Here is a 13,034-nt window from a genome sequence, read left to right as displayed (position 1 = left end):
GACCGGGCCGTGTGCAGGCCCGGTCCGGCGCGTTCGGATCAGCCCGTTCAGTGACCCGTGTGGGCGCCCTGCGCGCTCGCGCCCTTCGCGTCCTTCTTCGCCGGCGCCGGGTGGTGCGGCTCGTACCCGGGAATCGTGCCGTCCGGCTTGGCGATCAGGAACAGGCCCGCCATGCCCTGGTCGGAGTGGCTCTGCACATGGCAGTGGTACATCCACGCGCCCGCGCCGACGCCCTCGCCCGCGATGATCTGGAGTCCGAAGGAGTCCGCGGGTCCGGTGATCTTGTTGTCGACGATACGGCTGGTGTCACCGGCGCCGCTGAGCAGCCCGGTCCTGTTGTCGGCCCAGCGGTGACCGTGGATATGGAACGTGTGGTAGTACTCGCCGTGCGTGATCATGACGACTTCGAGGCGTTCACCCACCGTGGCCTCGAAGTTGGGACTCTCGGCACCCGGCAGATTGTTGATCTGCATGTCGTTGAAGACGATCGTGAACTGCTTGTCGGGGAGGATGTCGCCCTCCCTGCGGACCACCAGGCCGCCGTACAGGCCCTGCCTGATGCCGCCCGTGCCGTGGTCCGTGCCGACGACGTGGTCGTGGTAGTGCCAGTAGCCCGCGCTGCCCTCGCGGAACGTGCCGTCCGCGCGCTTGCCGGGCTTGTGGGTGCGCCAGGTGTAGGTGCGCTTGCCGCCCGGCTCCACGTGACTCTTGTTCATACGGGTGCCGTCGTTGGCGATGTCGTAGTCGACACCGTGCACGTGCAGGCTGGCGTCGACGTCCGTGAGATTGGTGAACTCGATGTGGACGGTGTCGCCTTCGACGATGTCGATCAGCGGACCGGGGACCGTCGCCTTGCCCTTCTCGAAGCCGTAGCCGATCTTCCCCGTGCCCAACCGCTCGGCCACCATGGTGAGATGGTGCACCTTGCCGCCGGCGGGTGCCCGCTTCGGGCCCGCCGCGGCGGCCATCGGCGCGGGGGCGGCCGAAGAGGCCGAGGCAACGGACAACGATGTCACGCCAGTTGCCGCGACCGCGCCGCCGGCCATCAGGCGCCGGTTGAAACTCCGTCTGTCCATCGCCATGCCGAACTCCCCACATGCGGTGCTGAGACTGTCGGGACACAGTGAAGCCCCGGGACGGCCACACGGTAGCTCGGGGATCTTCGTTTATCCACACTCAGGACAAAGTTAGTTCCATTCCGGTGATACCTCTTGGCTCACCACCGAAAGAGGTCTAGCTTCACGCCTGTTGCTGTGACCAAAGATGGGTGGGTGAACACATGCAGCGCGTACCACATCGCCGGTCAAGATCCCGGCGCGTAATGGGCGCCGCCGTGGTGGCCGGCACGATGGCCGCGTCTCTGCTCGGCGGGAACGCCATGGCGGGTCCGTACCCGGAACCGCCGTCGACAACGTTGTCCCTTCCTTCGCCGCCCGGCGGCACGAACGTGAAGGTGCTCGTCTTCCACGGTTCGACGTCGGAGGAGTCCCCGATCGTCAACGCCGGAATCGAGGCGATCGAGAAGATCGGCCTCACCGGCCCCGCCGCGCAGCGGTTCAAGACCGAGACCAACGGTGACGGTTCGGTCTTCACCAACGCCACCAAGCTCGGCAAGTACAACGCGGTCGTCTTCCTGACGGGCGGCGGCGATGTGCTGGATCCCGAGCAGGAGGCGGGACTTGAAGCCTTCGTCGAGGCCGGCGGAGGCTTCCTCGGCATTCGGGACGCGGCGCGCACCGAGCCGTACTCGGACTGGTTCACCGGACTGATCGGTGCCCGCCCCAAGACGGCGAGCCCGGACACCGTCCAGCGCGCGACCGTCGAGGTGGGCGACCGTCAGCACCCCGCCACGAAGAACCTGCCGCAGGAGTGGAAGCGCTCCGACAAGTGGTTCAACTGGGACAAGAACCCGACGGGCACCGTGCACACCGTGGCCCGTATCAGGGAGAGCACCTACAAGCCGGGTGAGGGCGCCAACGGCGCGGACCACCCGATCTCCTGGTGCCGTGACTACGACGGCGGCCGGTCCTTCTACACGGGCATGGGCGCCACCGTCGACTCGTACGCCGAGACCGACTTCCGTGACCACCTGCGCGGCGCGCTGCAGTGGACCTCACGCATCTCACGCGCCGACTGCAAGGCGACGATCGACGCCAACTACACGGCGGAGCGCGTCACCCAGCCCAACAAGCCGGGCGAGTCGGACCAGATCGGCGAGCCGCACGGCACCGTCGTGGCGCCGGACGGCCGCGTCTTCTACATCGGCCGCGGTGGCGGCGACAACACCCAGCCCGTCGTGATCGACTGGGCCGACCCGAACGCCGGCAAGGGCGAGGGCCAGATCCACGTCTACGACCCGAAGACCAAGAAGGTCACCAAGGCCGGCGGCGTGACGATCTTCGGCAACAAGGGCGGCGGCGACGAGCTGGTCAAGAACGAGGAGGGCCTGCTCGGTATCGAGCTGGACCCCGACTTCATGACCAACGGCTGGGTGTATCTGCACTACACACCCCACTCCAAGATCAACCGCGACACCCGGATGGCGCAGCGTCAGGTCTCGCGGTTCACCCTGGACCTCGCGACGAACAAGCTCGACCTCGCCACGGAGAAGGTCCTGCTGAGCTGGCCGGTGCAGATCAACAGCTGCTGCCACGCGGGCGGCGGCATGGCCTGGGACTCCAAGGGCAATCTGTACATCGCGACCGGGGACAACAACTCCTCGCAGTTCAGCGATGGTTACTCGGGCAACAACCCGCAGCCGAACTACAAGGGCGTCTCCTTCGCGGACGCGCGCCGTACGGCCGGTAACACCAACAACCTCAACGGGAAGATCCTGCGGATCCACCCCGAGGACGACGGCACGTACACCCTGCCCACCGGCAACCTCTTCACCGGTGACGAGACGGCCGAGGGCGGCGACAAGACCCGCGGCGAGATCTACGTGATGGGTGTCCGGAACCCGGCGCGCATCTCGGTCGACAAGAAGACCGACACCCTGTACGCGGGCTGGGTCGGCCCCGACGCGGGCGCCCCGAGCACCACCTGGGGACCGGCGAAGTACGACACCTTCGCCGCCATCACCAAGGCGGGCAACCAGGGCTGGCCGTACTGCATGGGCAACAAGCAGCCGTACCGCGACCGCAATCTGCCGGACCCGACGAAGCCGCTGGGCTGGTACAACTGCGACGCGCCGAAGAACGAGTCCCCGAACAACGACGGTCTCGTGAACATCCCGCCGATCACGGGCAACACCATCTGGTACTCGCCCCAGGGCGGCGCGCCGGACTACCCGCGTGACGCGAACGGCATCCCGAGCTACAAGGCGGAGGAAGCGACCTACCTCCTGCCGTGGCTCAAGGGCGGTGGCCAGGCGACCATGAACGGTCCCCTCTACCGGTTCGACGCCGAGAAGGCGACCGCGGAGAGCTGGCCGTCGTACTGGGACGGCAAGTGGTTCGTGGGCGACTTCTACGACCAGACGCAGCCGCGGCACGCGGTCAATCTCGACCCCAAGACCGCGGGCAAGGGCGGACTGCCCGTGCACGCCGAGTCGTTGAAGAAGATCATTCCGGTCGGTGAGAGCGGTATCCGCAACCTCATGGACTGGAAGTTCGCTCCGGACGGCTCGCTCTACGTGCTCGACTACGGACGTGGATTCTTCACCTCCGACGCGAAGTCCGCGCTGTGGCGCGTGACGTACAAGGGCGGCGAGGCCACACCCGCCGCCGCGGATCTGGCCAGGAAGGCGGCGCAGTGAGGCAACGCGGCGCACTGAGACAGCGACCTCTACGCCTGTGGACGGCCCTGCTGGGCTCGTTGATGCTGGTGCTGGGGCTGACCTCGACACAGGCATACGGGCGTGACGACAACGGCAAGTCGCCGATGGCGGCGGCCCAGGTACTGAACTGGACCGCGGGCAACTCCACCACGGAGTACCTGTCGTTCCCGAAGACCGCCGTCGCGGGTCCCGCGACGATCGTCTTCGAGAACAGCAAGGCCACCGGCAACACCACGTCGATGCCGCACACGGTCACGTTCGACACGTCGAACCCCGACTACAACAACGACGTGACGCTCAACCTGATGGCCAGTCCGGAGGACGCGCAGGGCGGGAAGCAGACGGCCGAGGTCGTCCTGACCCCGGGCACCTACCGCTTCTTCTGCACGATCCCCGGTCACGGCATGATGACCGGCACCTTCACCGTCACCGACGGTGGCGGCGGTGACGACACCACCGCGCCCGAGACGGCCGCCAAGATCGACGGCGACCAGAACGGCGACGGCGCGTACGTCGGTCAGGCCACGGTGACGCTCTCCGCCACCGACGCCGGATCGGGTGTCGACACGATCGAATACGCGGTCGGGGCCGACGGCGAATGGCAGCCGTACACCACACCCGTGGTGGTCAATACCGTCGGTGATCACGTCATCAGATACCGGGCGACCGACAAGGCGGGCAACGCGGCCGCCGAGAAAACGGCCGAGTTCAAGGTCGCGGCGCCGGACACCGGCGACACCACCGCGCCGGAGACCTCGGCGACGGTGACCGGTGAACAGGACGACGACGGCGCGTACTTGGACATGGCCACGGTCACCGTGACCGCGTCGGACACCGGTTCCGGTGTCAACAAGATCGAGTACGCGATCGGCGCCGACGGGGCCTGGCAGGACTACACCGCACCGGTGATGGTCCATGAGGTCGGTACGCACAAGGTCCGTTACCGCGCCACCGACAAGGCGGGCAACGCCGCCGCGGAGAAGGCCGTCGACTTCACCGTCGTCACCCCTCCGGTGAAGGACACGACCGCGCCGGTGTCGACGGTGGCCGTGGCCGGTGACAAGAACTCCGACGGCGCGTTCATCACGAGCGCGACGGCGACCGTCAAGGCCACGGACGACGACTCGGGTGTCGAGAAGATCGAGTACTCGCTCGACGGCGGTCCGTACCTCGCGTACACGAAGGCCGTGATCGTCGACGCGGTGGGCTACCACAAGCTCTCGCACCGTGCGACGGACAAGGCGGGCAACACCTCGGCGGCCAAGGAGGTGACGTTCACCATCGCCAAGGGCGGTGGTGTTCCGGCCCCCAACTGCCCTGAGTTCGACGTACGTCTGACGGTCATCGTCGGCGCCGTCGACACGGGTGTGCCGAACCGTCTCACCACGACCCGGTGCACGATCAACGAGCTGATCGAGGACGAGAAGGACTGGGCCTCGCACGCCCTGTTCCTGAAGCACGTCGAGACGGTGCTGACCAAGCTCCAGTCGGACGGTGTCATCGACAAGCGCGAGCACACGAAGATCACGAAGGCCGCCAAGCAGTCGAAGATCGGCAAGCCGGGTCAGACGACCGGCTACCGCACGATCTTCGACGGCACGGACACGACCTTCTCCAAGTGGGCCCAGGTCGGCGGCGGCAAGTTCGCGCTCACCGCCGACGGCGCGATGACGAGCAGCACCACCGTCGAGGGCATGGGCATGCTGTGGTTCCCGGAGCGGAAGTACGACGACTTCTCGCTGAAGCTCCAGTTCCGTGACGACGCGCCGGGCACGGGCAACGCCAACGGCGGTGTCTTCGTGCGCTTCCCGAACGTCAACGGTCACCCGCTGGAGAGCCGGCCGGAGTGGGTCGCCATCAACTACGGGCACGAGGTCCAGATCCTGGACCGCCCGGACGGCGACATGTACAAGACGGGATCGCTCTACGGCTTCGACCGGGTCGGCCTGGCCGGCGCGGGCGTCACGCCCAAGGGCAGCTGGAACGACTACGAGATCAAGGTGGTCGACCAGCACTACACGATCCTGCGCAACGGTGTCGTGATCAACGAGTTCGACAACATCGGCGGCCAGGAGTTCACTCCGCCGCGCGCCGGTGACGTGGGTACCGACGGCCGGCGTTACTCGTCCGGCTATGTCGGACTCCAGGTGCACGGCACGACGGACGTCATCTCGTACCGCGACATCCGGATCAAGGAGCTCTGACACCTCCCTTCTTAGGAGGCTGAGCCGACAGGAGTGCCCCTTCCCTTACGGGAGGGGGCACTTCGCCGTTCGGGGACGGCGTGCGCGGAGTGCGTCGGTCGCCCGGGAGCCACCCGCGAGTCACCAGAAAACGGATGGCGGTCGCTCCGGCGGCGCGGATAGCTTGGGCGCCCGTGACTGATCAACTGAAGTTGACGCCGGGGGCGCCCGGCCCCGTCGAGGCCGAACCGGCCTCCGGGGACGGCCTGTTCTCCGGGAGATACGCCTCCGTCACCGCCGGTTTCGCCGTGGTGATGTTCCTGACCGGATTCGCCGCGCTCGCCGTGATTCCCATCCTGCCGACCGCCGCGCGCGATCTGGACGGGGTGTCGCTCTACCCGCTGGTGGCCGGCTGTTTCGTGGCCGCGAGCCTGCTGGGCGGGGTCCTCGGCGGCTACTGGGCGGACCGTGCCGGGGCCCGGCGTCCGCTGGCGGCGGGGGTGGTGCTGTCGGTGGTCACCCTGCTGATCTCCGCGACCAGCGGCTCCATCTGGCAGTTGGCGGCGGGGCGCTTCCTGGACGGTCTCGCGGGCGGCATGGTGGCGGTGGCGGTCAACACCGCCGTCGCCCAGGCGTACCCCGAGCGGCTGCGGGCCCGGGTGCTGGCCCTGATGAGCACCTGCTGGCTCGTGCCGTCGCTGGTGGGCCCGCCGCTGGCCGGGCTGGTCGTCACCTGGTGGTCCTGGCGTGCGGTGTTCTTCGGTCTGGCCGCGCTGACCGTGCTCCCGGCCGTGGCGGTGGTGCTCCTGCTGCGCGGCCGTGCCTGGCGCGCCGCGCCCCTGCCGGTGGAGGACCGGCCACCGCGTCCGGCGCTGACGGTCGCGGTGGCGGTGAGCCTCGGCGCCGCGCTGGGGCAGTACGGCGTGTCCGGCTGGGACGCGCGGCGGCTGCTGTGCGCGGTGGTGGGGCTCGCGCTGATGGCGGTGTTCGCGGCCCGGCTGCTGCCGCCGGGGACCTGGCGGGCGGGCCGGGGGCTGCCCGCAACGGCCCTGCTGCGCGGCCTGAGTTCGGGCGTCTTCTTCACGCTGGAGGCCTTCGTACCGCTGTTCCTGTTGAGCGACGGGAACGTGCCCGCCGTGGTGACGGGACTGGCCTTCACTGGCGCCGCCGTGGCGTGGGCCGCGTCCTCCTGGGTACAGGCCCATCCGCTGGAGCACTGGCCGCGCCACCGACTGGTCGCGACCGGGGCGCTGGTGATGGCGCTGGCCGCCGTGCTCGCCGTCGTCGGGACGCTGCCGACGACGCATCCGTACATCGCGGCGTCGGCCATGGTCGTGGCGGCGCTGGGGATGGGTCTGCTGGCTCCGTCGGTGACGCTGCTCTCGCTCGTCCACAGCCCGCCGGGCCGGCAGGGCTATGCGAGCAGTGCGCTCCAGACCACTCAGAACCTGGGCCAGATCACGGTGCTGGGGCTGGGCTCGGCCCTCTTCAACGGCTTCCTGGCGGCGGACGCGGACGGTGCGGCGTACGGGGCGGTGTTCGGGATGCTGGTCGTGCCGAGCGTCCTGATCGCGCTGCTGGCGAGGCGGGCGCGATGACCGGGGCGGTGTTGACGGAGTCCGGCCGGGGGCCGGTTCGTCCTCAATCGCCGGACGGGCCGGACGGGGTGTCCGGTGCCTCCGGTCGCGCGCGGCTCGGCTGGACCCGCTTCGGTTCGCCCGGCATCTTCGGGTAGTCCGGCGGGTACGGCAGATCGCCGTGGCCGTGGTCGCGCTCGTCGCGGGCGGCCAGTTCCAGCAGGCCCTCCAGGCTGTACGCCTCGGAGTCCATGTCCGCGTGCAGATCGCCGAGTTCGGCGAAGCGGGCCGGCATCGTCGCCACGTCGAAGTCGCGCGGGGAGACGTCGTCCAGCTCGTCCCAGCGCAGCGGCGCGGACACCGTGGCGTACGGGTTGGGGCGCACCGAGTAGGCCGACGCGATCGTGCGGTCGCGCGCCGTCTGGTTGTAGTCCACGAAGATCCGCTCGCCCCGCTCCTCCTTCCACCACGCCGTGGTGACCCGGCCCGGCATGCGCCGCTCCAGCTCCCGGCCGACGGCGATGGCGGAGCGCCGTACCTGGGTGAAGGTCCAGCGCGGCTCGATCGGCACGAACACGTGCAGACCGCGACCGCCGGAGGTCTTGGGCCTGCCGTGCAGGCCCTGCTCGTCGAGGATGCCGTGCAGCTCGTGCGCGGCCCTGACGGCGTCGTGGAAGTCGGTACCGGGCTGCGGGTCCAGGTCGATGCGCAGTTCGTCGGGGTGCTCGGTGTTCCCCCGCCGTACGGGCCAGGGGTGGAAGGTCAGGGTGCCGAGATTCGCCGCCCACAGCACGGCGGCCGGTTCGGTGGGGCAGATCTCGTCGGCGGTGCGTCCGCTGGGGAAGGAGATACGGGCGGTGGGGATCCAGTCGGGCAGGTTCTTGGGCGCCCGCTTCTGGTAGAAGGACTCGCCGGTGACACCGTCGATGTAGCGCTGGAGGGTGGTCGGCCGGTTCCGCAGGGCGCGGGTGATCCCCTCCCCCACCGCGATGTAGTACTGGGCGACGTCCAGCTTGGTGAAGCCCCGCTCGGGAAAGTAGATCTTGCCGGGGCTGGACAGCCGTACGGTTCGCCCGCCGACCTCCAGCTCCATCGCCGCGCCCTTGCTCGCCATACGCGCCACCGTAGGCGTGGCTCCCCCGGCCCGCATATCGGGCGGACCGGCCTGGTCCCGCGCACAATCGAGGGCATGGATCTGCCGGTGATGCCTCCGATGAAACCGATGCTGGCCAAGTCCGTGGCGAAAATCCCGCCCGGTATGCAGTACGAGGCGAAGTGGGACGGCTTCCGAGCGGTGGTCCACCGGGACGGCGACGAGGTGGTGATCGGCAGCAGGAACGGCAAACCGCTGACCCGCTACTTCCCCGAGCTGGTCACCGCCTTCCTGCGCGAGCTGCCCGAGCGGTGTGTGATCGACGGCGAGATCGTGATCGCTTACGAGGGCCGGCTGGACTTCGACCGGCTCAGCGAGCGCATCCACCCGGCCGACTCCCGGGTGCGGACGCTCGCCGAGCGGACCCCCGCGAGCTTCGTCGCCTTCGACCTGTTGGCACTCGGCGACCGGTCGCTGCTCGCCACCGCCCAGTCCGAGCGCCGCTCCGCTCTCGTCGACGCCCTCGCCGGCGCCTCGGCCCCGGTCCATCTGGCACCGGCCACCACGGATGTGGACCTGGCGCAGGAATGGTTCCGGCGCTACGAGGGCGCCGGGCTGGACGGGGTGGTCGCCAAGCCGCTGGACCTGCCGTACCGGCCGGACGTACGCGTGATGTACAAGATCAAGCACGAGCGGACGGCGGACGTGGTCGTGGCCGGATACCGCCTCCACAAGAGCGGTCCGGTCGTCGGGTCCCTGCTGCTCGGCCTGCACGACACGGCCGGGACGCTGCAGCACGTGGGGGTGTGCGCCGCGTTCTCGATGAAGCGCCGGGCCGAGCTGGTGGACGAGCTGGCACCGCTGCTGATGGATCCCGCCGACGGTCATCCGTGGGCCGCCTGGGCGCGGGAGTCGGCGCACGAGACCGCCAGACTGCCCGGCGCGCCGAGCCGCTGGTCGGGCAAGAAGGACCTGTCGTGGGTCGCGGTGCGGCCGGAGCTGGTGTGCGAGGTCGCGTACGACCACATGGAGGGCGACCGGTTCCGGCACACGGCGCAGTTCCGCCGGTGGCGCCCGGACCGTACGCCCGAGGAGTGCACGTACGCGCAGCTGGAGGAGCCGGTGCGGTACGACCTGGCGGAGGTGCTCGCGTCCGGCTGACCCCAAGGGCGCGACGGGCCCTTCCTACTCCACGAAGGTGCCCTCGACGTAGACCCAGGCGCCGTCGTGCCGTTCGAAGCGGCTCCGCTCGTGCAGCGCGCCCTCCTCGCCCCGGCGGGTGTAGCGGGCGCGGAAGGTGACGGTGCCCGTGGTGTGGAAGGCGCTGCCCTCGGTGGTGGCCAGGATCTCCAGGCCCGCCCAGCGCATCGCCGGGTCGAGATCGACCCGCGACGGGCGGGTGGTGGGATGCCAACTGCTCAGCAGATACGGCTCGTTGCCCACCGCGAAGGCGCTGTAGCGGGCACGCATCAGGCGCTCGGCGGTGGGGGCGCCGGCGGTTCTGGCGTGGAACCGGCCGCAGCACTCTCCGTAGGAGGCGGGCAGACCGCAGAGACAGGGCGAGGCGTCTCGTGAAGCGCGCGGACCGGGTGCGGGGCGCGCGGTCGATGAGTTTCGCGTGGGACGTGTGGGGCGTCGGGCCATCCGCACATTGTGCCCGTCCGCCGGAGGGCCGACGTCCAGGGACGGCCGAGAAGGGGCCCAGGGGGCCGCTGGGCGGCCGTGGGGCCGCGTCTCCGTGTTCGAGGGCGCTCCGGCCGTCCCGGCTCTGTGACGTGGCGCACACGCGGTCCTCGACGGGCGGGGGTCGGTGGGCGGCGGGCGCCGCACCGTAACGGGTCCGGGAAACGCTTCGGCGCCGCCGCACCCCCCAAGAGTGCTGCGGCGCCTAGGTCCTGTCCGGGCGATCTTGTCGGATAGCCCGGGGCGTCTGGTGCGGTGCATCGCAAGGCGCCGAAGTGCCCTCAGGGTGGTTTCCTGTGGGCATTTCGGCAACGCGGCGAGGTGCCGCCCGCCGCGGAGCGGCTGATGTCACTGCGGCGTTCCGGGCCCGGCAAGATCGCCCGGACAGGACCGAGGCGCTTGCCTGCCCGGACCCCCCGCCGGTCCGGACCGCGTGAGTCCTGTGTCAGGGCTTGCGGGCGACGCCCACGAATCCCGCGATGAGCCCGTCGCCCGGGACGGGGACGACCTCGCCCAGCTCCGGGCGCCACTCGGCCACCAAGGAGACACCGGGGTCGACGAGTTCGAGACCGTCGAAGAAGTGGCCGACCTCCTCGCGAGAGCGCAGGGCCAGCGGTACGCCCTTCGCCTTGTAGAGCGCCTCCGCCTTCTTCGAGTTCTCCGGGTCGAACTCACCCGTGGTATGGGAGATCACCAGATAGCTGCCGGACGCCAGCGGCGCGAGCAGCTTGCGCACCAGCTCGTGCGCGCCGTCCTCGTCCGGGACGAAGTGCAGCAGCGCGATCAGCGACAGGGCGACCGGCTTGTCGAAGTCCAGGATCTTCCCGGCCTGTTCGACGATCGCGTCGGGTTCACGCGCGTCGGCCTGGATGTACTCGGTCAGCCCCTCGGGGCTGCTGCGCAGCAGCGCCTCCGCGTGCCGCAGCACGATGGGGTCGTTGTCGGTGTAGACGACGCGCGAGTCGGCGGCGACCTGCTGCGCTATCTGGTGCAGGTTGGGCTCGGTCGGAATGCCGGTACCGATGTCGAGGTACTGGCGCACCCCCGCCTCGGCGCCGAGCCAGCGGATGGCCCGGTGCATGAACGCCCGGTTGCACTTGGCCATCTCCCGGCCGAGCGGGTTCAGTTCGAGGAGCTGCCGGGCCATCTCCTCGTCGACGGGATAGTTGTCCTTGCCGCCGAGGAACCAGTCGTACATCCGGGCCGGGTGCGGCCTGCTGGTGTCAATGGGGTCATGCCCGGTCATGTGCACTCCATGAGTCTCAGCGTCACTGGCAAGAACTAGTGGCAAGGAACAGGTGAGTTCAGATCCGATCAGGCCTGATCGGCTCGTACCAGGCGGGATCCGGCCGATCAGAACGTACGGTTCACGTCACATCACGTCGAATCACGCCACGTCGGTCACGTCGGTCATGTCAGGTCACATGCGGGTCTGATCAGGTCAGCAGGAAGTCGGCCTGGCCGGACTTGGCGCCTTGAATGAACGCGGCGATCTCGCCATGGGTGTAGATCAGCGCGGGGCCGTCAGGGTCGTTGGACTGGCGCACGGCGACTCTGCCGTCGGCCAGCTTCATGGCCTCGATGCAGTTGCCGCCGTTGCCGCCGCTCCACGGCTTGTGCCAGCCTTCGGCGCCGAGGTCGGTGGCGGGCATGCCGTTGTATATCGGATCCATTCACAGCTCCTTGCGGACATCCTTGAGGATCTCCTTCGTGCGTTGTGCAGTTGCAGCCTGAGCCGCCATGCGGTCCATGACCTCAAGGTGGGTCGCCACCTCCGGACGCGAGTCGAGATAGACGGCGCCGGTCAGGTACTCGCTGTAGATCATGTCGGGCAGTTCGGGCATGGCGAAACGGAAGAGCACGAACGGCCCGTACGTTCCGGGGTGGTGTCCGGAGGAGAACTCCGCGATCTGCAGCGTCACATTGGGCATCTCGGACGCGTCGATGAGCCGGTCCACCTGCTCGCGCATGATGTCCGGCGTGCCGACGGGACGGCGAAGCACCGTCTCATCCATGATCACCCACAATCTGGGCGCGTCCGACCGTGTGAGCAGGGACTGGCGTTGCATACGAAGTGCGACGTGCCGCTCGATCGCCTCCGGCTGGACCTGCCCCACGGCGCCGGCGTGCATGACCGACAGCGCGTAACCCTCCGTCTGGAGGAGGCCCGGAACGAAGTGCGGTTCGTACGCCCTGACCAGGGAGGCGGCGCCTTCCAGGCTGACGTACATGCTGAACCAGTCCGGCAGGATGTCGTGGAACCGCTGCCACCAGCCTGGCTTGTTGGCCTCTTCGGTCAGCTCGACGAAGGCGTTCGCTTCCTCGTCGCCGACCCCGTAGGCCCGGAGAAGCACCTGTACATAGGGGACTTTGAGCGTGACCTCGGCGGTCTCCATCCTGCGGACAGTGGCCGACGCCACCCGGAGAAGCTTCGCGGCTTCCTCGCGTTTCAGGCCGGCTCTCTCGCGCAGATCCATCAGACGTTTGCCGAGTACGACCTGTCCCACGGTCGGGGCAGACCGCGGTTCACTCACTTTGGAACCTCCCCATGCACGGTTGCCAGCAGTGTGCCATGTCCTCGCCAGTAAGAACACGGCACTCTGAAAATTTCACAGTGCTACTTGCCAAGTGTCTCGCACGGGTGGAGAGTGGTTCGGTGAACCAGCTCACGCAGTTGTCGTGCTCCGCCCGGAGGTTTCGCACGGTGCTGCTTCCCCACC

10 protein-coding genes are annotated in these 13,034 nt (G+C 68.9%); 4 read left to right on the top strand and 6 right to left on the bottom strand.

What is annotated here, in order from left to right; genetic code table 11:
• Positions 1-47: 47 nt before the first annotated feature.
• Positions 48-1,076, bottom strand: coding sequence for a multicopper oxidase domain-containing protein (locus ACFT9I_RS37115; protein WP_382571864.1), 1,029 nt, complete (start codon positions 1,074-1,076; stop codon positions 48-50).
• Positions 1,077-1,321: 245 nt separating this feature from the next.
• Between ACFT9I_RS37115 and ACFT9I_RS37110 the strand changes: the two genes are divergently transcribed.
• From ACFT9I_RS37110 to ACFT9I_RS37100, 3 genes are all read left to right on the top strand, one after another.
• A complete protein-coding gene (locus tag ACFT9I_RS37110) occupies positions 1,322-3,757 on the top strand; it encodes a ThuA domain-containing protein (protein WP_382571860.1) in 2,436 nt (811 codons plus the stop codon).
• Positions 3,758-3,819: 62 nt separating this feature from the next.
• Positions 3,820-5,982: an OmpL47-type beta-barrel domain-containing protein gene (locus ACFT9I_RS37105; RefSeq protein ID WP_382571863.1), complete on the top strand. Its 2,163-nt coding sequence runs from the start codon at positions 3,820-3,822 to the stop codon at positions 5,980-5,982.
• Between the two features lie 173 nt (positions 5,983-6,155).
• Positions 6,156-7,559, top strand: coding sequence for an MFS transporter (locus ACFT9I_RS37100; RefSeq protein ID WP_382571859.1), 1,404 nt, complete (start codon positions 6,156-6,158; stop codon positions 7,557-7,559).
• 43 nt (positions 7,560-7,602) lie between these two features.
• Here ACFT9I_RS37100 and ligD read toward each other — a convergent pair whose 3' ends face one another.
• Complete coding sequence (gene ligD, locus ACFT9I_RS37095) at positions 7,603-8,652, bottom strand: non-homologous end-joining DNA ligase (RefSeq protein WP_382571857.1); 1,050 nt, start codon at positions 8,650-8,652, stop codon at positions 7,603-7,605.
• 75 nt (positions 8,653-8,727) lie between these two features.
• On the opposite strand from ligD, the gene ACFT9I_RS37090 reads away from it, so the two are divergent.
• Positions 8,728-9,792 (top strand): ATP-dependent DNA ligase, encoded by a 1,065-nt coding sequence (locus tag ACFT9I_RS37090; RefSeq protein WP_382571855.1) that lies wholly within the window; start codon positions 8,728-8,730, stop codon positions 9,790-9,792.
• 24 nt (positions 9,793-9,816) lie between these two features.
• Here the strand turns inward: ACFT9I_RS37090 and ACFT9I_RS37085 are convergent, their stop codons facing one another.
• From ACFT9I_RS37085 to ACFT9I_RS37070, 4 genes are all read right to left on the bottom strand, one after another.
• Positions 9,817-10,275: a YchJ family protein gene (locus ACFT9I_RS37085; protein ID WP_382571854.1), complete on the bottom strand. Its 459-nt coding sequence runs from the start codon at positions 10,273-10,275 to the stop codon at positions 9,817-9,819.
• A gap of 484 nt (positions 10,276-10,759) precedes the next feature.
• A complete protein-coding gene (locus tag ACFT9I_RS37080; RefSeq protein ID WP_382571852.1) occupies positions 10,760-11,560 on the bottom strand; it encodes an SAM-dependent methyltransferase in 801 nt (266 codons plus the stop codon).
• 190 nt (positions 11,561-11,750) lie between these two features.
• Positions 11,751-11,987 carry a DUF397 domain-containing protein gene (locus ACFT9I_RS37075; RefSeq protein WP_078074169.1) on the bottom strand — a complete coding sequence of 79 codons (237 nt, stop codon included), beginning with the start codon at positions 11,985-11,987 and terminating at the stop codon, positions 11,751-11,753.
• Positions 11,988-12,848: a helix-turn-helix domain-containing protein gene (locus ACFT9I_RS37070; protein ID WP_382571850.1), complete on the bottom strand. Its 861-nt coding sequence runs from the start codon at positions 12,846-12,848 to the stop codon at positions 11,988-11,990. It lies immediately after the preceding gene.
• Between the last annotated feature and the right edge of the window lie 186 nt (positions 12,849-13,034).

Origin of the sequence: Streptomyces sp. NPDC057137 (assembly GCF_042670825.1) — a bacterium.
In the GTDB taxonomy this organism is placed as follows: Bacteria; Actinomycetota; Actinomycetes; order Streptomycetales; family Streptomycetaceae; genus Streptomyces.
The sequence above is the reverse complement of the archived record's forward strand: the minus strand, read 5'-3'. Positions and strand labels throughout refer to the sequence as shown.

Coding starts and splice junctions, on each gene's coding strand:
- ACFT9I_RS37115 (WP_382571864.1), bottom strand. CDS start 1,076: ATGGACAGACGGAGTTTCAACCGGCGCCTGATGGCCGGCGGCGCGGTC.
- ACFT9I_RS37110 (WP_382571860.1), top strand. CDS start 1,322: ATGGGCGCCGCCGTGGTGGCCGGCACGATGGCCGCGTCTCTGCTCGGC.
- ACFT9I_RS37105 (WP_382571863.1), top strand. CDS start 3,820: ATGCTGGTGCTGGGGCTGACCTCGACACAGGCATACGGGCGTGACGAC.
- ligD (WP_382571857.1), bottom strand. CDS start 8,652: ATGGCGAGCAAGGGCGCGGCGATGGAGCTGGAGGTCGGCGGGCGAACC.
- ACFT9I_RS37090 (WP_382571855.1), top strand. CDS start 8,728: ATGGATCTGCCGGTGATGCCTCCGATGAAACCGATGCTGGCCAAGTCC.
- ACFT9I_RS37085 (WP_382571854.1), bottom strand. CDS start 10,275: ATGGCCCGACGCCCCACACGTCCCACGCGAAACTCATCGACCGCGCGC.
- ACFT9I_RS37080 (WP_382571852.1), bottom strand. CDS start 11,560: ATGACCGGGCATGACCCCATTGACACCAGCAGGCCGCACCCGGCCCGG.
- ACFT9I_RS37075 (WP_078074169.1), bottom strand. CDS start 11,987: ATGGATCCGATATACAACGGCATGCCCGCCACCGACCTCGGCGCCGAA.